The organism is Streptomyces sp. NPDC004658, assembly GCF_040609555.1.
In the GTDB taxonomy this organism is placed as follows: domain Bacteria; phylum Actinomycetota; class Actinomycetes; order Streptomycetales; family Streptomycetaceae; genus Streptomyces.
Genome location: NZ_JBEXKG010000109.1, coordinates 1 through 20,223 on the forward strand (window position 1 = coordinate 1; position 20,223 = coordinate 20,223).

The 20,223-nt window shown below is 71.5% G+C and carries 18 protein-coding genes; 9 read left to right on the plus strand and 9 right to left on the minus strand.

Going from position 1 to position 20,223, the window contains the following annotated elements; genetic code table 11:
- Positions 1-137 precede the first annotated feature (137 nt).
- Complete coding sequence (locus tag ABZV94_RS28995; RefSeq protein ID WP_356345441.1) at positions 138-569, minus strand: PPOX class F420-dependent oxidoreductase; 432 nt, start codon at positions 567-569, stop codon at positions 138-140.
- 81 nt (positions 570-650) lie between these two features.
- A complete protein-coding gene (locus tag ABZV94_RS29000) occupies positions 651-1,397 on the minus strand; it encodes a DUF1062 domain-containing protein (RefSeq protein WP_356345443.1) in 747 nt (248 codons plus the stop codon).
- 390 nt (positions 1,398-1,787) lie between these two features.
- Between ABZV94_RS29000 and map the strand changes: the two genes are divergently transcribed.
- Positions 1,788-2,555, plus strand: coding sequence for a type I methionyl aminopeptidase (map, locus tag ABZV94_RS29005; protein WP_356345445.1), 768 nt, complete (start codon positions 1,788-1,790; stop codon positions 2,553-2,555).
- Positions 2,556-2,658: 103 nt separating this feature from the next.
- Here map and ABZV94_RS29010 read toward each other — a convergent pair whose 3' ends face one another.
- Positions 2,659-3,318 carry a hypothetical protein gene (locus ABZV94_RS29010; protein WP_356345447.1) on the minus strand — a complete coding sequence of 220 codons (660 nt, stop codon included), beginning with the start codon at positions 3,316-3,318 and terminating at the stop codon, positions 2,659-2,661.
- A 145-nt stretch (positions 3,319-3,463) separates the two neighbouring features.
- Positions 3,464-4,588 carry an NAD(P)/FAD-dependent oxidoreductase gene (locus ABZV94_RS29015; RefSeq protein ID WP_356345449.1) on the minus strand — a complete coding sequence of 375 codons (1,125 nt, stop codon included), beginning with the start codon at positions 4,586-4,588 and terminating at the stop codon, positions 3,464-3,466.
- A gap of 308 nt (positions 4,589-4,896) precedes the next feature.
- Here ABZV94_RS29015 and ABZV94_RS29020 point away from each other — a divergent pair, with 308 nt between their 5' ends.
- The 4 genes from ABZV94_RS29020 (at position 4,897) to ABZV94_RS29035 (ending at position 7,063) form a co-directional block, all read left to right on the plus strand.
- Entirely contained in the window at positions 4,897-5,424 is a 528-nt protein-coding gene (locus tag ABZV94_RS29020) for a DinB family protein (protein WP_356345452.1), read from the plus strand.
- 83 nt (positions 5,425-5,507) lie between these two features.
- Positions 5,508-5,987, plus strand: coding sequence for a hypothetical protein (locus tag ABZV94_RS29025; RefSeq protein ID WP_356345455.1), 480 nt, complete (start codon positions 5,508-5,510; stop codon positions 5,985-5,987).
- 241 nt (positions 5,988-6,228) lie between these two features.
- Positions 6,229-6,618, plus strand: a complete 390-nt coding sequence (locus tag ABZV94_RS29030) for a hypothetical protein (RefSeq protein WP_356345457.1) — start codon at positions 6,229-6,231, stop codon at positions 6,616-6,618.
- Between the two features lie 91 nt (positions 6,619-6,709).
- Entirely contained in the window at positions 6,710-7,063 is a 354-nt protein-coding gene (locus ABZV94_RS29035; RefSeq protein ID WP_356345459.1) for an antibiotic biosynthesis monooxygenase, read from the plus strand.
- Between the two features lie 111 nt (positions 7,064-7,174).
- Here ABZV94_RS29035 and ABZV94_RS29040 read toward each other — a convergent pair whose 3' ends face one another.
- Complete coding sequence (locus tag ABZV94_RS29040; protein ID WP_356345462.1) at positions 7,175-7,840, minus strand: DUF4097 family beta strand repeat-containing protein; 666 nt, start codon at positions 7,838-7,840, stop codon at positions 7,175-7,177.
- A 236-nt stretch (positions 7,841-8,076) separates the two neighbouring features.
- Here ABZV94_RS29040 and ABZV94_RS29045 point away from each other — a divergent pair, with 236 nt between their 5' ends.
- Positions 8,077-8,835: a helix-turn-helix domain-containing protein gene (locus tag ABZV94_RS29045; RefSeq protein WP_356345464.1), complete on the plus strand. Its 759-nt coding sequence runs from the start codon at positions 8,077-8,079 to the stop codon at positions 8,833-8,835.
- Between the two features lie 290 nt (positions 8,836-9,125).
- Here the strand turns inward: ABZV94_RS29045 and ABZV94_RS29050 are convergent, their stop codons facing one another.
- Positions 9,126-9,557 (minus strand): MarR family transcriptional regulator, encoded by a 432-nt coding sequence (locus ABZV94_RS29050; protein WP_356345467.1) that lies wholly within the window; start codon positions 9,555-9,557, stop codon positions 9,126-9,128.
- A gap of 90 nt (positions 9,558-9,647) precedes the next feature.
- On the opposite strand from ABZV94_RS29050, the gene ABZV94_RS29055 reads away from it, so the two are divergent.
- Positions 9,648-11,114: a DHA2 family efflux MFS transporter permease subunit gene (locus tag ABZV94_RS29055; RefSeq protein ID WP_356345491.1), complete on the plus strand. Its 1,467-nt coding sequence runs from the start codon at positions 9,648-9,650 to the stop codon at positions 11,112-11,114.
- Between the two features lie 192 nt (positions 11,115-11,306).
- Positions 11,307-13,946: a glycosyl hydrolase gene (locus ABZV94_RS29060; protein WP_356345468.1), complete on the plus strand. Its 2,640-nt coding sequence runs from the start codon at positions 11,307-11,309 to the stop codon at positions 13,944-13,946.
- A 61-nt stretch (positions 13,947-14,007) separates the two neighbouring features.
- On the opposite strand, the gene ABZV94_RS29065 is transcribed toward ABZV94_RS29060, so the two are convergent.
- Both ABZV94_RS29065 and ABZV94_RS29070 read right to left on the minus strand, forming a co-directional pair.
- Positions 14,008-14,442: an acetyl-CoA synthetase gene (locus ABZV94_RS29065; RefSeq protein ID WP_356345471.1), complete on the minus strand. Its 435-nt coding sequence runs from the start codon at positions 14,440-14,442 to the stop codon at positions 14,008-14,010.
- 201 nt (positions 14,443-14,643) lie between these two features.
- Entirely contained in the window at positions 14,644-15,171 is a 528-nt protein-coding gene (locus ABZV94_RS29070) for a hypothetical protein (RefSeq protein WP_356345473.1), read from the minus strand.
- A gap of 285 nt (positions 15,172-15,456) precedes the next feature.
- Between ABZV94_RS29070 and ABZV94_RS29075 the strand changes: the two genes are divergently transcribed.
- The gene (locus ABZV94_RS29075; protein ID WP_356345476.1) at positions 15,457-18,765 is read left to right on the plus strand and encodes a TIM-barrel domain-containing protein; all 3,309 of its coding nucleotides are present in this window, start codon (positions 15,457-15,459) and stop codon (positions 18,763-18,765) included.
- 89 nt (positions 18,766-18,854) lie between these two features.
- Here the strand turns inward: ABZV94_RS29075 and dnaN are convergent, their stop codons facing one another.
- Entirely contained in the window at positions 18,855-19,988 is a 1,134-nt protein-coding gene (gene dnaN, locus ABZV94_RS29080; RefSeq protein WP_356345478.1) for a DNA polymerase III subunit beta, read from the minus strand.
- Positions 19,989-20,223 lie beyond the last annotated feature (235 nt).

The window sequence follows — 20,223 nt, forward strand, 5'->3', positions numbered from 1 at the left end:
GGTCTCCTCCAGCGCCTGCCCCAGGTAGTACAGCGTCCACGCCTCGCCGCGCGCGTCCTCGTTCTCCCGGTGCCGGGGCACCGCCCGCCGCCCGCCGGCGCGCATGCCCGGGGAACCCCGGCAGGGCGGGCGTCCGGTCAGCGGATGTCGGCGCCGTACACGTGGTCGACCGACATCGTGATGAGCACGCGGCGGTCCGCGACCATGATCGACCGGTACTCGTCCCAGTCGGGGTGCTCCCCGGCCGCGAGCCGGTAGTACTCCACCAGCGCCTCGACCTCGGGACCGTGCGGGTCGGTGCCCGGCCCGGTGAGCCGGGCGATGCCCTCGGCGGTGGCCCAGGTCATGCCGTCCGGGCCGGTCACCTCCAGTGCGGCACGGGGATCCCGGCGCAGGTTGGCCGTCTTGGCCGTGCCTTCGTTGGTGGAGATGTGGATGAGGTTCGCCTCGCGGTCGTAGTACGGCATGACGGGGGAGAGCTGGGGGCGCCCGTCCGCCTTGAGGGTGGCGAGGACACCGAGGCGGCTCTCGGCGAGCAGGGCGCGGGGATCGAAGGATGCGACAGTCATGACAGCATCATCGACGGTGACACCGGTGTGAAGGTCAAGGAAGACCTGCCGTGTTGACGGGGAGTTGAGGGTGCCGTACGGCTACATCACCACGGCCGAACGCACCTCCTCCGTCGGCGAGAACCCCACCCCGCCGGCTCCCTCGCACGCCCCGCCGGCTCCCTCGCACGCCCCGCCGGCTCCCTCGCACGCCCCGCCGTCCTGAAGTCCGCCGCGCGTGTCTTCGCAAAGCTCGCGGCACTTCGCGAGGAGGGCGGAACCGGACCGGTCGACGGTGAGCTCGAAGTCCTGATACGCCTTGGCGTCCGGGGCCAGCGGCAGGCGGATGCGCCCGTCCGCGACCCCGCGGCGCACCTCGGTACGGCTGAGCCCGAGCCCGAGCATGAGGAGCCGCTCGACGCGGACCGGCGCCGGCAGCTCGAAGCTGATCAGCACCTTCAGGGGTGTCGGCTCTCGGAGTGCGCAGACGGACGAGTCGGTCTCCAGCGCCCAGGCACCGGCCCAGTCGAGGCGGTATCCGTTGCGCGCGGCGAGCGACGCGCTCATCGCCAACTCCTGTATGACGGAAGGGTCGTTGGTCTCGTACGACAGCCGGCGTGCGGGCTCCAGCGACGAGACGTGGACGCGTTCGTGGACGGGCACTTTCGAGGTCCGGCCGCACATGGCGCAGCGCAGGAGCAGCCAGACGTCGAGGAGCTTGCCGCTCGCGTTGACGCGGAACCTGCCCGAGGGATGGTGGCGCCTGCCGGAGCAGTCCGGGCAGGGGCGCACGACAACGGGCAGGCCGGACTGGCGCACGGCCCACCGGGCCTTGCGGAAGGTGTTCATGGATGTGGTCGATTTCTGGCTCAGCGGGAGTTGTCACGGGCCGAGCCGTGGCTCCCGGGATCTGGCGGATGCACACGAGGGCGCGGTTGCCGCCTCGGGGACGAGTCGTCAGGCTCCGAGGTCGATCGCGCGACAGGGCGACTGTGGGGACGTGGCAGCCGTTACAGATCCATGCGGACGATCGTGTACGAGACCGCGCGCGGCAGACAACTCATTTTCCGCCGACCGCCGAGCAGCCTGCCGACCGCCGAGCAGACTGCCCACCGCGAGCGGCCTGGGGACGGCTCGGCTCATGGCAGGTGCGCCCGACTGGGCGAGGTCACTGCACCCGCGACCGTGATACTAATACCGGTATAAGTATTGGAACGACGTGCTCCGGGAGACGAACCCATGGTGGAGATCAAGACCGATGCCGCACTGGACGCCATGCGGGAAGCCGGGCGTGTAGTGGCCCACGCTCTGGCCGCGGTCCGCGAGGCGGCCGACGTGGGGGTGTCCCTGCGCGAACTGGACGAGGCCGCCCGGTCGGTGCTGGCCGAGGCCGGAGCCGACTCCCCGTTCCTCGGATACCGGCCGTCCTTCGCCCCGGTAGCTTTCCCGGCCGTGATCTGCACGTCCGTCAACGACGCCGTGTCCCACGGCATCCCCACCGGCTACCGGCTGCGCGACGGCGACCTGGTGAGCGTCGACTGCGGCGCCCGGCTCGACGGCTGGACGGGCGACGCGGCCATCAGCTTCACCGTCGGAACACCACGCCCCGGCGACCTCGATCTGATCGACGCCACCCAGCAAGCCCTCGACGCCGGCATCGCCGCCGCCCAGGTGGGCGCTCGCATCGGCGACATCTCCCACGCCATCGACACCGTCGCCCGCAAGGCGGGCTGCGGCATGCCCGCCGACTTCGGCGGCCACGGCATCGGCCGCCAGATGCACGAAGACCCACACGTCCCCAACCGCGGCCGCCCCGGCCGTGGCTTCCCGCTGCGCCACGGCCTGGTCCTCGCCATCGAACCGATGTTCATGGCCGGTGGGCGGAACACCTACCGCACCGACACCGATGGCTGGACCATGCGCACCACCGACGGCAGCAGGGCCGCCCACATCGAGCACACCGTCGCCGTCACCGACGAGGGCCCCCGCATCCTGACCCTGCCCTGACGTCCCGTCCGGCGCTCACTGAACCCAGGCTGCCTGGATCGCATGACCCGTGCCGGTCGACGTACCGGTGGCGCAGGACCGCCGGTCAGCTCCGGCAGCCGCGCTACCGGGCCTCACCGCGTGGTGTGCCGTACCAGCGCCACGTGGTCAGGCGCGGCCGGCCGGGAAGCTCCGCGCGGCCGGTGGCCCACAGGAGCGTCGGCCACCGGTCGGTGTCGGCCGGGGCCTCGGGGAAGAGCCGGGCCAGCACCCGGTCGCACAGGTCGGCGGGCGGCGTCCACTCCAGGCCCAGGCCCTCGGCGACGTCGTGGGTGTGCACCAGGGTCTCGACGATGCCCATCGCGGCGAAGCCCTCGGGGTCGGCGGCGCCGAAGACGTGGTGTGCCCGCACGGTGGGCGGCGTGGTGCGGACGATCGCGGTCAGCAAGGCGCCACTGGCATCCAGCACTTGCAGCAGACCGGCGGTACCGGCCGCACGGTCCGCGAAGACGGCGTTCGCCGGGCCGCCCGGCTTCTTCCGACTCCATGCGAACGGGACATTGGTGTCCGACGGCGGGCTCGCCGGGCCGAGTTGCACGGCATAGGAGAACAGGTCGTCGGCGAGGTGCTCGACGGTCTCCCAGCAATCCCACTCCAGGGAGCCGGCCTTGACGCTCCAGTCCCGGTCCTCAGCCTCCCGCAGAGTGGCGAGCGCCAAGCGGACGGCATGTTCGACGTCGGCCGCGGTGACGGGGCCGCTCGCTGTTCCCTCTGCCGTAGCCATGGCGGGACCATATCAATGATCATCCACCGTCACGGTGTTGATAACGGTCCTCTGACGTTCCAACGGCCGTCCGCGGCAGTCCCGTTCCGCCCCGGCCTCCACGGTGAGGACGAGAAGCGGAGCCACGGTGCGGGCCTTGGGCGGCTCACCGGCCCTGCTGGAACAGGGAGATCAGGCGGTGGGGTGCGTCGTCGCCGAAGAGGAGTTCATGGAGCCGAGCGCCCTCGGCGGCGGCCGCGGCACTGCGCGGGAACATGGCCTCCTCGTAGCCGTTCAGCGCGGTCTCCGTGTCGTCGGGGTGCGCGGCGATGGCGAGGCCGAGTTCGGCGCCGTCGTACATGGCCAGGTTGGCGCCTTCGCCGTTCGGGGCCGTGAGGTGGGCTGCGTCGCCGAGCAGGGTCGCCCCCGGCACCCGATCCCACCGGTGCTCGTTCGGCAGCGCGTGGAGGGGCCGCAGGACCGGTGGGGTCTCACCGTCGGTGATCAGTGCGGTGAGCTCCGGCGCCCAGCCGTCGAACTCCGCGGCGATCCGCGCGGTCGCCTCGGCGGCATCGGTGAAGTCGATGTCGGCGAACCACTCCAGGGGCCTGGAGAGCGCCACGTAGGTGTGGAGGGTTCCGCCTCGCTCCCGGTGCGCCTGGATGCCCTTGCCCGGCGCGAGCGAGAACAGCGACCCGCCGCCGACCGCTTCGGCGGCGGCCGGGTGCCGGGTGTCGGCGTCGAACAGGTAGGTCTCGACGAACGACCTGCCGGTGTACTCCGGTACGGCGGTGGACAGCAACGGCCGGACCCGTGACCACGCGCCGTCCGCCCCGACCAGCAGGCTCGTGACGAGGGCGGTGCCGTCGGCGAAGGTCACCTCGTGACGGCCGTCACCCAGGGCACGGGTGCCGGCGGCCTTCTGACCCCACCGGACGGTGCCGGCGGGGAGGGAGTCGAGCAGGAGCTGCCGCAGTTCCCCGCGCTGCACCTCGGGGCGTTCGCCCGTACCGTCGTCGGGCACGTCGACCAGAACGGTCCCGTCCGGTCCGAGGAACCGTGTCGCCTCGCGGCCTTCGAGGACCAGGCCGCGGAACGCGTCCATCAGGCCCGCCGCCTCAAGGGCCGGCCGGCCGTTGTCGTGGTGGATGTCGAGCATCCCGCCCTGTGTCCGCGCCCTCGGGGAGGCCTCCGCCTCGTACACCGTCGCCGGGATTCCATGGACGTGCAGGACGCGGGCGAGCGTGAGGCCGCCGAGTCCGGCACCGATGTTCGTGACGCCGTTGTTCATGCTGATTCCTTGCCTGTCGCGGGGCTGCCGGATGGGCACCCGGCAGGATCTCGGCAAACGTGTCAGACGCCGCCTACAAGCCGCAGACAAGCCGTCGACAGGCCGCAGACAGCGGACGGACAGCCCCGCGCGACACCGGGCGCAGAACGCCCGCCTGTCGGTCAAGGAGAACGGCGACGGCACCATCACCTACACCACCCAGGTCACCAGCGTGCGGAACCTCGAAAGGCCCCACCCCAAGGTTCCGCACGCCCGCAGGGCTTTTCGTCGAGGAACTCCCCGCACCGCTGCGGGGTTTACGAGATCCTGTGGCCGTGACCGAAAATCTGAGCGAATCAACCACGGGCAGCGAGGTCAGGGCACTTCTCCGGGTCCTGGACGCACAGCGGCGCCACGTTCTCGGCATCCTCGACGGCCTGGAGGCGAAGGATCTACGGCGGCCCGTGCTGCCCTCCGGATGGCACTGCCTGGGACTGGTGCAGCACCTCGCGCTGGACGTGGAGCGGTTCTGGTTCCGCGCGGTCGTGGCCGGTGACGAGGACGTCATCCGTGGTCTGACGAACGGCGACGAAGCGTGGAAGGTCGCCCCCGAACTGTCGGCCACCGACGTGCTCGACCAGTACCGACAGGAGACAGAACTCGCCGATGGGGTCATCACCGTCACCCCCGCGGACGCGGCGTTGGCCTGGTGGCCCCACGACCTGTTCGGTGAACCGCACCTGCACACCCTGCGCGACGTCCTGCTGCACGTCATCACCGAGACCGCGTGCCACGCCGGGCACCTCGACGCGGCCCGAGAGCTCATCGACGGCCGTCGCTGGCTGGTCCTGACCTAGGGAGGGTTGCGGCAGTGCTGGGCACAGCCATGCGCAGCGAAAGCCCCTGGTGCCGGCGCACCGGTTCCGACAAGCTGCGACACATGGACTGGATGCCCCTGCTCTCCACACTGACCGGTGCCGTCATCGGCATCGCAGCCACTCTGATCGCCGACCGGAACCGGTGGCGGCGGGAGGAAGCCAGGCATGCTCTGGAGGTACGGCGCGAGGTCTACACGGAGTATGTTTCCGCCCTCAAAGCCGCGGGTGAGGAGATACGGGCCGTCGCCCTGGGCGACCACATGTCCGAGTCGGCACGCGACGCGGCCGTGCGGGAAGCCGTGCGCGGCACCGGCATCTACACGGCGAGCGAACGCCTCTGGCTCGTGGGGCCCCCGCAGGTCGTGCAGGCGGGGAACGAGGCGTTCCACCGCCTGCGCGCGATCCGCGACGCCTACGCCCGTGGAGTGGCTGTCGGCTCCGCCGACGACGCGCCCCTGATAGAGCGGCGACGCAAGGCCATGGCGGAGATGCGTCGCCTCATGCGTGAGGACCTGGGCGTCGGCCCCCTCGGAATCGAATGACGTGTCACCAGCCCTGAACTCGCCCAAGCCGTGATCGTAGGCGATCAGTGAGCGTAGGGACGGTTTGTCCGGTAAAAGGTGCACGGGAACGGCCTGTTGACGCTTCGCGCGGCGCAGCTGGGCACGGGCGTGGCGGAGCCATGTGGCCTCGGAGGTGAAGCCGTCCGCCACACAACGACCTTGGACATCCTCGTTCTCGTCTCCGCGGACATCCCTTGGACCGCACCACCAGGAGGAACCAGTGTCATACCCGCAACCGCTCACCCCCGAGGAGAAACTCGCCGACGCGAAGGAGCAGTTGAGCCTCCCGCGGATCGTCGTGATCTGCGGCTCCACCCGCTTCATGACCGAGATGACCGAGGCCGATCTGCGGGAGACCGCAGCCGGAAGGATCGTCGTCAAGCCGGGTTGCGACATGAAGTCGCCGCACTCACTCTGGTCCGATCCTGTCGAGGCCGAGGCGCTGAAGGTTCGACTCGACGATCTGCACCGGGCGAAGATCCGGCTCGCTGACGAGGTGCTCGTAGTCGGCGACTACATCGGAGACAGCACCCGAGCCGAGATCGCCTACGCCCGGTCACTGGGCAAGCCCGTGCGGTTCACGCACCCCGAAGTCGACCCCGACGGCTGACCGCCCACCCGCGCCGGGGTCTGCCGTCCCTATCCATCCCGTTCGGGAAAGGCGCTGGAGCGTCGGGCGTATTCGGCCTTACGGTGGCGCCATGAGCGAACACCCGGAAGCACCTGTTGTGCCCGTCGGGCCCTACGAACCCCCCTACTACGTGGCTGTCTTCACCACGGTGCGCACCCAGGACCAGAGCGGCTACAGCGAGACCAATGCGCGGATGGAAGACCTGGTGAAGGACGTCCCGGGGTTCCTGGGGATGGACCACGCGCAGACTCCCGGCGGTCTGGGCATCACTGTGGGGTACTTCCGCGACGCCGACGCCCTCGCGCAGTGGCGGAGCAACGCCGAGCACCAGGTGGCGCAGAAGCGTGGGCGAGCCCAGTGGTACGAGAGGTACACGCTGCACGTGGCGAAGGTGGAGCGGAGCCACGGGTTCACGCGAGCGTAGGTCCCGCAGCCCCGGACAGCAGTCGGACCCAACGGCCGCCTTCTGGTCCGGCACGGCCAGGGCCCGGGAGCGGCCGTCGAAGCCCTCCCGGACGGTCCAGGTACCGCTCGTTCAGAGACTGCGGGCGGAGACGTCACCCTGAGCGGTGGTGGCGCGGATCTCGAGTGCGGCGGTGCCGTCGTTCCTGAGAGCGTTGCTGACGCGGCCGCGGCCGGTCTCGGCGTCCAGGGTGGCCGAGACCCCGTCGGCGGTGGTGACCGAGATGTCGCCGGACTGGGTGCGGAGCACGACCGTTCCGCGTACGGCCTCGGTGATCCGGATGGCGCCCCTCGCAGTGCTGATGTCCGCCGAACCGTTCAGCCGGCCGACCTCCACGTCGCCGTCGACCGCGGTGAGGCGGACGCTCGCGGCCTCGTCGACCTTGATCTGGCGATAGGCGCCGTCGAAGGCGATGTCCCCGAGACGTCCCACTCCCCGGAACTCCGCGCCCGCGGCCTTGCCTTCGATGGCGGATCCGGCGGGCAACTGGACGGTGACCTCCAGGGATCCGGAGGGGCCGAAGAGCTGGTTGCCGGCGGCCGGAGCCGTGATCCTCAGGACACCCCCGGTGCAGGTGACGGTGGTCTGCTCGGCGGCCTTGGTGTCACGGCCCTTCGAGGGGTCGGCGGGCCGGACGTCGACGGTGGTGTCGGCGCGGTCCGAGGCGATGAGTTGCACGCGCCCGGCGGGGATGTCGATGACGGCGGAGATCGGGGCGGGGGTGTCGAACTTCTGCATCGTGCTCTCCCGAGTTCGTTCGTTGTTTCCGATGAAGGAAACGCTACGTTGCTTTCCTTATCTCGACAACGTACTTGTTGCATAGTAACGACAAACTCGCAGGTCAAAGCCGCTAAAGTGTTGCAATGGTGTGCAGCTAACGCAATGAACGCCCTCACGGATCATTGCAATGGAGCAGGAGTGAACGCTATGCTGGCGGGCGGTAGCCGTCGTGCAGGATCCCCGAGGAGGTCACGGTGCCGGGAGGCAGGCTCACCCAGCAGGAACGCCAGCAGATCGCGCTGGGGCTCGCCGACGGCCTCGCCTACGCCGAGATCGCCCGGCGCCTCGGCCGGCCGACCTCCACGATCACCCGTGAGGTGATGCGCAACGGCGGTCCCACCGCCTACCGTGCCGAACTGGCCCATCGCGCGACGGAACACCGCGCACGCCGACGCAGGGCCGCCTCCCCCCGGGGCCCGCAGGCGGTCGCCCAGCCACACGGGCGCGACGCCCGGGCCGTCGCCGAGTACGAGGAGGCGCTCACCACCGTCCTCATGGCCTCGGGGCTGCCCAAGATGACGGCCAGGGTGCTGACCTGTCTGTTCACCACCGACGCGGGCAGCCTCACCGCGTCCGAACTCGCCCAGCGCCTCCAGGTCAGCCCGGCGTCCATCTCCAAGGCGATCACCTTCCTGGAAGGACAGAGCCTCGTCCGCCGGGAGCGCGACGAACGCCGCCGTGACCGCTACGTCGTCGACGACGAACTCTTCTACCAGGCGACCATCGCCAGCGCCCGGGCCAACGACCAGCTCGTCGAAACCGCGCGCCGAGGCGTCGCCGTCCTCGGGCCCCACACCCCGGCCGCCACCCGCCTGGAGAACATCGCCCGCTTTCTCGACTTCATCAGCGAAAGCATCACCCGCGCCGCCGAGCAGGCCCGCGAAGTCCTGCACACCAAGCCCGGCACCACCCCGAACGACACCGACCGGCCCGGTCCGCACCACGGCGGATAGCCGCCCGGACGGTACGGCGCCGCGGCCCGCGTTGCCGGCGTCGCCTACTGCCGCCGTAGGTATGCCGTAGGTATGGGGCAGGCGGGCGGCCACGTGGCCGGTCATGGCCTCCGGCGCCGACCGCAACGTCCGTCGCGGCCACAACGTCCGGCGCCCGCAACCGTCCACCCGTACGCCGCCCTCCCGCACGGCAACAGGACCGCCCGGCGAGCCACCACTCCACCCGGGCGCGCACGGACGCAGGCGAACGGGCACGCGCTCCGCACACACACCCGGTCAGAAACGCCCCGTCACACCGTGTGGTCGCGGATCCGCGCGAGCAGAACCCGCAACCGTTCCCGGTCGTCCGCGTCCAGCGCGGCGGTCGCCTCGGCGAGGGCGAGGCGGTCGATCTCCTCCGCCTCGCGATGGCAGCGCAGCCCCTCGTCGGTGAGCCGCACCAGGAAGGCGCGCCGGTCGTGCGGGTGGCGCACCCGCTCCACGAGCCCGTCGCGCTCCAGGCTGTCCACGATCGTGGTGGCCGTACGGGCCGCGATGCCCGCCATCTCGCTCAGGTCCCGCATCCGCAGCGGCTTCCGGGCCTGGGCCAGCATGCGCATGGCACGCAGCCGGGCCACGGAGGCCCCCTTCTCTCTCAGCCGGGCCTCCACGAACTGCCGTAGCCGGTGTGTCGTCTCGTACAGCTCGTCGATCAGGATGTCGCTGCTGCCCTGCACTGCCATGTGCCCAGTCTCTCCTGTCCCGCTGCACGAAAGCCATATGCTGAGTAAGCACATAGTGCGTATGCTCAGCATATGCGCCGACGTCACTCCGTGCTGTCCGCACTGCCCACCCGCATCAGCCAGCGCCTGGTCGTCCCCGTCGTCTGCGTCAGCGTGACGTTCATCGCGATCGTCGACGGGGCGATCACGACGGTGGCACTGCCCTCGATCGCCCGTCAGTTCCGGCTCACCACCGCCGCGCTGGACGGGGTGGTCGTCGTCTACCCGGTCTGCCTGGCCATGGCCATACCGGCCTCCGCCTGGCTGGTCGAACGGTTCGGTGCCAAACGCGTCCTGCTGACCGCCCTGGCCGGATTCCTCGGCTCGTCGCTGCTGTGCGGGGCGGCGGCCGGACTCGGCCAGCTCGTCGCCTACCGTGCCGTGCAAGGGGTGTCGGCCGGAGTCCTCTTCCCGGCCTCCACCGCGCTGCTGTTCGGGACCTTCACCTCCGCCGAGCAGGTGCGCATTTCCCGCTACATGATCATTCCGCAGCAGATCGCCCCGGCCGCGGCCCCCGTGCTGGGCGGGCTGCTGGTGGACCACCTGTCCTGGCGGTGGGTCTTCTACGTCAATCTGCCGGTCGGCCTGCCTGCCGTGGTGTTCGGCACGCTGTTCCTGGCCGGCGACCGCGGCAGCCGGCCCGGCCGCTTCGACCTGCCCGGCCTGCTGCTGAGCGCGGGGGCGCTGGGCACCGCCATGTTCGGCGTCAGCGAGGGGCCCAACCGCGGCTGGACCTCCCCGACCGTCCTCGTCTCCCTCGTCCTCGGCGCGGTGCTGCTGGCCACCGCCGTCGCCGTCGAACTGCGCACCGCGCACCCCCTGCTCCGGCTCGGGCTGTTCACCGACCGGCTCTTCCGGGACACCAACCTGATCAATCTGGTCGGCCTCGTCCCCATCATGGGCGCCCTGTACCTGAGCCCTCTCTTCCTCCAGCAGGCCCAGGGCCGCACGGCCCTGGAATCGGGACTGACCACCTTCCCCGAGGCGTTCGGCGTCCTGCTGACCGTGCAGATCGTCGGCGTTCTGTACGCCAGGGTCGGTCCGCGCCTCATCGTCGGCTGCGGCATGGCCGGTGTCAGCGCGGTGCTGGTCCTCCTCGCCACCTGCGACACGGACACCGGCCTGTGGACCTTCCGCGGCTACATGTTCCTGTTCGGGGCCGCGATCGGCTGCTTCTTCATTCCCACCACGGTCGCCTCCCTGGCCACCGTCGACCGGTCCGACCTCGCGCAGGCCACGATGCTGAACACCGTCGTACGCCAGACCGGCGGCGCCCTCGCGCCGGCCGCGGTGACCACGGCCCTCGTCCTCGGCACCCCGCCGGGCGCCGGCGCCGCACCACCCGTCACCGCCTACCAGCACGCGTATCTCGCCCTCGCCGCGATCGCGGCGGCGACGGCCGCCTTCACGTTCACCGTCCCCGACGGCCCCGCTCGCGCCGCCGCCCGCGGCGGCACCGCCGCGGCCGGCCGGCCCGCTCTCCGCCGGCGCCGACGGGAGCGGATCGACGCCCGCTGAACCACGCCCGCCGAACCACGACCCGCCTCCTGGCCGATCGGACCGCGGGGGGGTCCGTGCGACCCGTTCCCCTGCCCTTCGGTGGTCTTGTGGCAGGTTCTGGTCAAAGGCTTCTCAAGTGCCGGACACCTCTCCTCACCGGTGATCGGGTTCTCCCCGACGGCTGTACAACCACCCGTTCCGGAGGACCTGGTGTCAGCACCGACCCGTAAGAGACGATGGCTCACAATCTGCGCCATGACCGCATCCGCCGCACTCGTCGCCACACCCGCGGGCGCCGCGCCCGGCAAGAGCAAGAGCCCCTTCGGGGCCCGCGTCCTCGCCCAACTCGCCGCCGGACGCCACGCATCCGCAAAGGCCCTCGCCCCCGAGGCGAAGGCCGACGACGAGGACGGCAACGAGGCGGACGAGATAGCCGAGGGCGCGGACCAGTACGCGGAGGCCCGCACCTCGCCCGGCACCGTCGCCCCCGGCGCGTACGGCGCCGCCTGGACCGGCATGACCAACCTGCCCGGCACGGGCGGCAGTTGGCGCCACATCACCGACCTGCCGTACGACTCCGACGACTCCCGCTACCGGGACGTCGACTCCAACTCCAGCGGCGGCTCCGGCAACGTGACCGGCCGGATGGCCGCCATGGCCGCCGACGACGACGGGTACGTGTACGCGGGCAGCGCGGGCGGCGGCGTCTGGCGGTCCGAACGCGGCGGCGGGCACTGGAAGCCGATCAGCGACAAGCTGCCGTCCCAGTCCACCGGCGCGCTCGCGCTCGACGGCGCCGGGCGGCTGTGGCTGGGCACCGGCGAGGCGACCACCAACGCCGACGCCTACCTCGGCAGCGGCGTCTACGTCCTGACCGACCCGCACCACGGCACCTTCTCCTCCCGCAGCCGGGTCGGCGGCGACGAACTGGAGTCCACCACCATCCACGAGCTGCGCTTCGGCGGCGGGAAGGTGTGGGCGGCCACCAGCGCCGGCGTGTGGAGCCACTCCACGAAGACGCTGGCGGGCGCCTGGAAGCTGGAGTTCGCGCCCAACCCCCAGTATCTTCCGGGCGGCCCCGAGGACGACGACCCCGACGCCCCGTACAAGAACATCGCCAACGACATCGCGATCGACCCCAAGGACCCGAGCAAGGTCGTGCTCGCGGTCGGCTGGCGCAGCGGTGACGACTACAACGGCTTCTACACCAGGGCCAACGGCGCCTGGACCCGCATCACCGGCGGTCTCGGTGACCTGCCGACCGACGCGGACGGCGTCGGCAACGTCACCTTCGCCCGTTCCGCCGACGGCTCGCGCTACTACGCCGTCGACCAGTCACCGGAGCAGCTGAACACCAACCCGGACAGCGGCCTGGAGGGCATCTTCGTCTCCAAGTCCGGCTCCCCGACCGGCCCCTGGACGAAGATCGCCGACTACAAGGGGCTGGCGGCCTCCGGCTCCGCCCTGACCACCGCCGGGTACATGCCGGGCGTGCAGGCCTGGTACAACCAGTTCCGCACCGTCGACCCGAGCGACCCCCAGCACGTGTACGCCGGTCTGGAAGAGGTCTACGAGTCCAAGGACGGCGGCAGCACCTGGTCGACCGTCGGCCCGTACTGGAACTTCACCTTCCCGTGCTGGAGCATCGACCCGGCCAAGCAGACCGGCGACTGCCACCAGACCACCCACTCCGACCAGCACGGCGCCGCGATCGGCCGCTACCACGGCAAGAGCTTCCTGTACGTCGGCAACGACGGCGGGGCCTACAAGCGCCCGGTCCACGGCACCCAGGACGCCTCCGGCCACGCCACCGACTGGACCTCCCTCAACGACGGCACCATCGACACCCTCCAGTACTACTCGGTCGGCATCGGCAAGGACCCCGACCACGGCGGCGTCTCGGTCACCGGCGGCCTCCAGGACAACGGCCAGTCCGTCCTGCGCAGCGACGACAAGGTCATGGGCTCGAACTTCGGCGGCGACGGCGGCGACACACTGACCGACCCGGCCAACGGCTGCGACATCGCCGAGGAGTACGTCTACCTCGCCGTCCAGGTGACCCAGAACTGCGCGGTCAACGACGGCAGCTGGACCACCGACCCGGCCAAGGCCACCTCGTACAACGTCGCCCCGGCCGACAACGCGACCGGAGAGGCCCGCTTCATCGCCCCGCTCGCGGCCGACATGAAGAGCAGCTCGACGTGGATCGCCGGCGGCCGGCACATCTGGGTGCAGACCCACGGCTACGCCATCCGCAGCGGTGACGAGTGGAAGAGCGTGTACGACCTCGGCGCCGGCCGTACGGCGACCGCCGTCGCGGCCTCGGGCGGCAAGGTGTACGCGGCCTGGTGCGGCCCCTGCAACAACCAGGGTTTCGCCCGCGGCATCTCCGTCGGCAACACCGACGGCACCGGCTGGCACGACATCTCCCTGCCCGTGGACGGGACGGTGCCCAACCGCTACCTCAGCGGCTTCGCCGTCGACCCGAAGAACGCCGACCACGTCTTCCTCGCGGTCAACGGCTTCTCCCGGCACTGGACCGAGGGCCCCGGCGCCGGCGTCGGCCACGTCTTCGAGTCCACCGACGGCGGCACCACCTGGAAGGACGTCTCGGCGAACCTTCCCGACGTGCCGGCCGACTCCGCGATCGTCCTGCCGAACGGCGGCCTCGCCGTCGCCACCGACCTGGGCGTCGTCTACCGCGCGCCCGGCCGCACCACGTGGCAGCGGGTCGGCAGCCTCCCGGCCGTCGCGGTGCTCCAGCTGAAGCTGAGCCCCGACGGCAGCACCCTGTACGCGGCCACCCACGGCCGCGGCATCCACGCCATCAAGGTGCGCGACTGCGTCTGACGCCCACCGCGTGGTGAAGGGAGGGGTGACCCTGCACCCCGGGTCTTCCGGGGCCCGGGGGTCACCCCTCCCGCGCGTACGGAGACACCGTCATGTCGAGGGTGAACGCGACCCGCGCTACGCCCGCCACGTCCGGCGCCTTGGCCAGTGCGGTGACCCTGGCGTCCCCGCCCCGGGTCCCGGCGGCCCTCAGCGAGGCGTGCGCGGTGCCGTCGGCGTCCACGCGCCACCCGGACACCAGGACGAAGACCGGCGCGGAACTCCGCACGGCCGTCCACCGCTTGTCGTCCGCGCGGGGCCGGAGCACCAGCGACACCACGGTCCCGGGCCGCACGCACAACCGCCGCCGGGGCGGATCGCCCGGCGCGACGGCGACCTCCGTCCGTCGCGCGACACAGCCGGTGGCCGGAGCCGAGGACGCGGTGGCGGGCGGGGCCGGGGATGTGGGCGGGGCCGGGGCGGAGGGAGCGGAACTGACCGTCGGCGCGCTGCCCATCGGTGCACTACCGGTCGGCTCCGCCGGGCGGCTCCCCGACGAGCCTCCGGCTGCTCCACCGCCGGACGGCGTGCCGCAGGCGGCCAGGACGGCCACCCCGGCGACCATCCATCCCGCAGTCCGGCACCACATCCCCGTACCTCCCGGTCCACCGCCCGGATTCCCAGCATGCCCCAGAAGGCCCGCGACGTCCTCCGGGGTTCAGGAACTAGCTGACGCGGGGGCGGCGATCGGTCCAGGGATGCTCCGGTTCCAGCATGCGGGACACCTGGAGCAGCAGGTCCTCCCGCCGTGGCGCGGCGACGATCTGGATGCCGACGGGCAGGCCGGTGGCCTCGTCACGTTGAACACCGACGTGAACACCCCCATCGGGTAACTGTTCCGCAGCGCCCTCAGGGGATCGTCGTCGGTCCCTGCCCGCCAGGCACCGACGAGCGGCGGGAGGCAGGCCATCGTCGGTGTGACGAGGAGGTCGAAGCCGGCGAGGAAGCCTTCGACGATCCGCCGCGACAACTTCTGGGTTTCCTTCACCGCTTCCGCGTACGCCCACGAGTCGATCGCTCGTGCCGCCTCCCGCAAGGCGCGATTGTGCGGCTCGACACGGTCCGGCTCCGCGAGCGTGATACCGGCGCCGCCGACGTTCCACAGGGCCGTGAACGCCCGGACGAGCTCGTCGGCCGGCGGCAGCGCAGGAGCGGTGTCGACGGCCGCGACACACGACGGGTGCACACGTATGCCGTCGATCGGGGAGCCGGTGAGCGCTCCGTCCGGGACGGGACGCTCATGGCACGCCGCTGCCGCACCTCGGCCGCGGTCGCCGCAAGAGCGCTGACAACGATGTCCGGTACGCGTGTGGACAGTTGGAAAAGCGGCGTGGTGTCATGCCTGGGAACCGCGATGACAACGTTGTAATCGCCGTGCCCGACGGGCCTGTTCGAGCGCCGGTACGGGCGTCGGCGCGCACCCCGGTCGCGCGTTCGCCGGAGTGCCCCGTCCCGAAGGGAGCTGTGCTGGATGGAGCGTGCTGTGCGACCACCGTCATCGAGATCTTCACGCAGGCGGCGCACGCCTGTGATCGGCCGTCTCGCGGTCTGTCTGTCGTTCGGGCTCGGTCTGGCGGTCCCCGGTGCCGCGGCCGCCGACACCCCGGGTCCGCCGGTCCGCACCGCGACGGTGTCCGTGTCGGACGCCCGGTTCGAGATCCTCTCACCGACCCTGATCCGCACCGAGTACGCCGGGGACGGCCGCTTCGAGGACCGGCCCACCTTCAACGCGATCGGCCGGGGCGCCTTCCCCCCACCCCGCTACACCTCGTCGGTCCACGACGGCGTCCTGACCGTCACCACCAGCGCGATGACCCTGCGCTACCGGCTCGGCTCCGGCCCGTTCACCGCGGACAACCTGACCGTGCGGCTCCGGGCGGGACAGCAGCCGGTGCTGGCCGCTCCCTGGCAGCACCCGGAGTGTGCCCCCGGCGTCCTGTGCGAGGCGGAGGACCAGAGGTACGACGGTCCGGGACTCGCCACGGACCACGGCGGGTTCACCGGCAAGGGCTTCCTGGCCGGGTTCGAGGTCGACGGCAACTCCCTCTCCACGGACGTCCGGGCCAGGACGGCCGGCACGTACGACTTCGCCGTGCGCTACGCCAACTCCGTGGGCGGTGACGGCCGCCACGAGAGGCGGACCCTCAGCCTCAGCGTGGACGGCGGCGCCGACCGGACGTTCAGCCTCCCCGAGACGGCCGACTGGAACACCTGGGGGGTGACCCGGTTCCCGCTGTCCCTCGGCGCCGGCGACCACACGGTCACCCTGCACCGCACCGCCGCGGACTCCGGGAACGTCAACGTCGACAGCGTCGCCCTCCTCGCACCCGGAGCGGCCTACCCCAGCAGAGCCGACAGCGCCGTGCCGGGCTGCCGGTTCGGTACGAGCTGCGAGGCCGAGGACGCGATCCTGTCGGGTTCCGCGGTCGTCGCCACCGACCACAAGGGCCACGCGGGCTACGGTTTCACCGGCGAGCTCAACCAGGGATCCGGCGTGACCGACCGGATCGCGGACGTACCCGAGGACGGCACGTACCTGCTGCACCTGCGCTACGCCAACGGCACGGGCGGCGACGGCCTGCACCAGACGCGCAGCGTGCGGGTCAGCACCGAGGGCGGCACCGACACCACGCTGTCCCTGCCGCCGACGGACGACTGGGACACCTGGGCGTCGGCGTCCCTCCCGGTCAGCCTGAAGGCCGGCACCGACGAGATCACCCTCGGATGCCCCGACACCACCAGTTGCCACGTCAACGTGGACACCCTCGCGCTGGCCCCCCGCCAGGACGCGGCCCCCGCGCCGCACCTCGCGCTGGGCGGTTACCGCCGTAGCCTCGACGGACTCGACGGCGACAACGACCCCACCCCCTGGACCACCCCCGGACTGCTCCACCGTGACGGCTGGTACCTGCTCGACGACACACCTTCGGCGGTCTACGACCCCGGCACCAGGAAGGCGTCCCCCCGCCCCGCCCACCACGGCCGGCCCTACCAGGACGGCTACCTCTTCGGCTTCGGCCACGACTACCAGCGGGGTCTGTCCGATCTCGCCACACTGACCGGCCCACCGCAGCTGCTGCCCCGCTGGGCCTACGGCGTGTGGTACTCCGAGTACATCGACCGCACGGCGAGCGACTACGAGGACACGATCCTGCCCGCGTTCCGCGCCGCCGGCGTCCCGCTCGACGTGCTTGTCACCGACACCGACTTCAAATCCCCCAACACCTGGAGCGGTTGGAACTTCGATCCGGTCAAGTTCCCCGATCCCAAGGCGTTCTTCGACTGGTCCGCGGACCAGGGACTGCACAACACCCTGAACGTGCACCCGAGCATCCTCGGAACCGATCCGCGGTTCCCCCGGGCGCAGGCCACGGCCAACGGCAAGCTGCGCAAGGGCGGATGCGCGCCCGCCGCCGGCGCGGACTGCTACACCTTCGACTTCGGCGATCCCGACCAGGTCCAGGCCTACCTGGACCTGCACCGGCCGATGGACCGGGCCGGCAACGACTTCTGGTGGCTGGACTGGTGCTGCGACACCTCACGGTCCTCGCAGGCCGGTGTCACCCCGGACGCGTGGATCAACCAGCGGTACGCCGATCTCACCGCCGAGACCAGCGAGCGGGGCTTCGTCCTCTCCCGCGCCTACGGCTCCCTCCAGGCCGGCGGCTACAGCGGGGGAGTGGGCCTGCCCACCGGGCCCTGGGCCGACAAACGGACCACGCTCCACTTCTCGGGTGACACGACGTCCGACTGGGGCACCCTGCGCGCCGAGGTCGGCTACACGCCGGGGGAGTCCGCCGCCACCGGCATGGCCGCCGTCAGCCACGACATCGGCGGCCACAACGACGGCTACGGCATCCCCGGAGCGGAGACGTACACCTCGGGCGGCCAGACCCACCGCACCACCAAGCTGCCCGACGACCTGTACGCACGCTGGGTGCAGTTCGGGACGTTCCAGCCGATCGACCGGCTGCACAGCAACCACAGCGACCGGCTCCCCTGGCAGTACGGCCCGGAGGCGAGGAAGTCCGCCGAGCAGTTCCTCAGGCTGCGTGAGGCGCTGGTGCCCTACACCTACACCCTCGCCCGTGAGGCCGCCGTCACCGGGGTCCCGATCGTCCGGCCGCTGTACCTGCAGTACCCGGAGGAGGAGGCCGCCTACAGCAAGGCGGGCACCGAGTACCTGTACGGGCCGGACATGCTGGTCGCGCCGGTCACCACGCCCGGCACCAGCACCACGACACCGGTCTGGTTCCCGCCGGGACGGTGGACGGACCACTTCACCGGACGCACCTACACCGCGCCCGCCGGCGGCGCCACGTACGACGTCACCACGACCCTTGCCACCATGCCGGTCTTCGTCCGCGCGGGCGGCATCGTCACCACACGCTCCGAGAACGTGCCCGGCGACGCGCAGCACCCGCTCGACAAGGTCGGCGTCACCGTCGCCGCGGGGGCTTCCGGCTCCTTCTCCCTCTACGAGGACGACGGCGTCGGCCCCGTGTCGCGGCGGGCGGCGACCACCCAGTTGCGGTACACCGAGCACAACGGCTCCCACCTGCTGAAGATCGCCCCCGCCGGCGGCTCCTTCAACGGCCAGGTGGACCGGCGCGAGTGGACGGTGTCCTTCCGCGGCGTGGAACACGCCCCGACCCGCGTAGCCCTCAACGGCACGGCCCGCGCCCCGTCTGGCTGGCACTGGGACGCCGACACGCACACCCTCCGCGTCACGGTCCCCTCACAGAGCATCCGGAAGGCGGCGACCGTCATGTATCGCTAGGCGAGACACCCATGCGCGGCGAGCGCCCCCGGTTCCGGTGTGTCCGGACGGGGCGCCCGCCGCACGGGTTTGCCGAGCCCTCCGGCTGCTCAGCTCAACTGCCGTACCGACATCAGCAGGTGGCGGTGGTCCGCGCGGGGTGTGTCGTCCGCCAGGCCGCTCAGCAGGACCCGCTGACCCGGGCCCAGAAGCTCGAGCCGCACCTGGGGGGAGTCGAACGAGGTGAGGGCTTCCAGCAAGTACGCGGGCTGGAAGGCGACGGCCAGGTCCTGGGCGCCGGTCAACGTCGCCGCGATCTGCTGGGAAGCGACGTCGTCCTCGTACCCCGCCTGCAGCAGGACGGTCCCCCCGGCGGAGAAGTCGAGCCGGATGGGGCTGTTCGGCTCCGCCACGACCGCGACCCGGCGGACCGCGTCGGCCAGCTCCTCCCGCCGGGTGACGGCGACCGCCGGATCGTCCAGGGCGAACAGCTTCTCGTAGCGCGGCAGCCGGCCCTCCAGCAGCCTCAGCGTCGTCCGCGTCCCGGCTCCTTCGAAGGACACCAGCCCGCCCCCCGAACCACCTGATCCACTCAGCCCGATGCGGATCTCCCCGCCCTTCGCCATCGAACGGGAGATCTCGGTCAGCCGGCGACCGGGGACCACCAACTCCACCGCCTCGCCCGCGGCCGTCTTCGGCGTCCACGGCACCGTGCGGACGGCATACCGGTACCGGTCCGACGCGGCCAGTGTCATCGACGCGCCGTCCAGCCGGAGCTGGATCCCGGTGAGGACCGGAAGCGAGTCGTCCCGGCCCGCGGCGACCACGACCTGAGCCACGGCCGCCGCGAACTCCGCCGCCTCCACCGTGCCGAGCAGCGGGGGAATCCCGGGAAGCGCCGGGTACTCCGCCAAGGGCAGCGTGGACAGGCCGAAACGCGTACCGCCCCCTTCCACGGTGAACCGGGTGCCTTCCAGAGCGCACGCCACCGCCGTGTCCGGCAGCACCTTGCAGATGTCCAGCAGCCGGCGGCCCGGCACGAGCACCTCACCGGCCGCCGAGATCTGCGCCGGGACCTCGATGGACGCGGACGCCTCGTAGTCGAACCCGGACACACGCAGCCGCTCGTCCCGGGCCTGCACCAACAGGCCGCCCAGCACCGGCACGGGTGAACGGGAGGGCAGGGATCTGGCCGCCCACGCCACCGCCTCCGACAAGGCACCCCGCTCGATCTGGAACTCCATCCGCCGTCTCCCCTCGCGTCGCGACCTCGATCGTCCGCGCACGCTATCCGCCGCCACTGACAACGCCCGTTGCACGCGTGCGCGGAACAGCGCCGACGGCAGCGCTCGACGGCGTCGACGGGGCGGACGTCGATGCGGAATCCGAGCATGTCCCAGTGGACGCCGCGGCCGTGGTCGCGGGGCTTCGCAGCGGCCCCGAACGGGGTGGCCGGAACCGGCAGTGACGCGGTCGGAG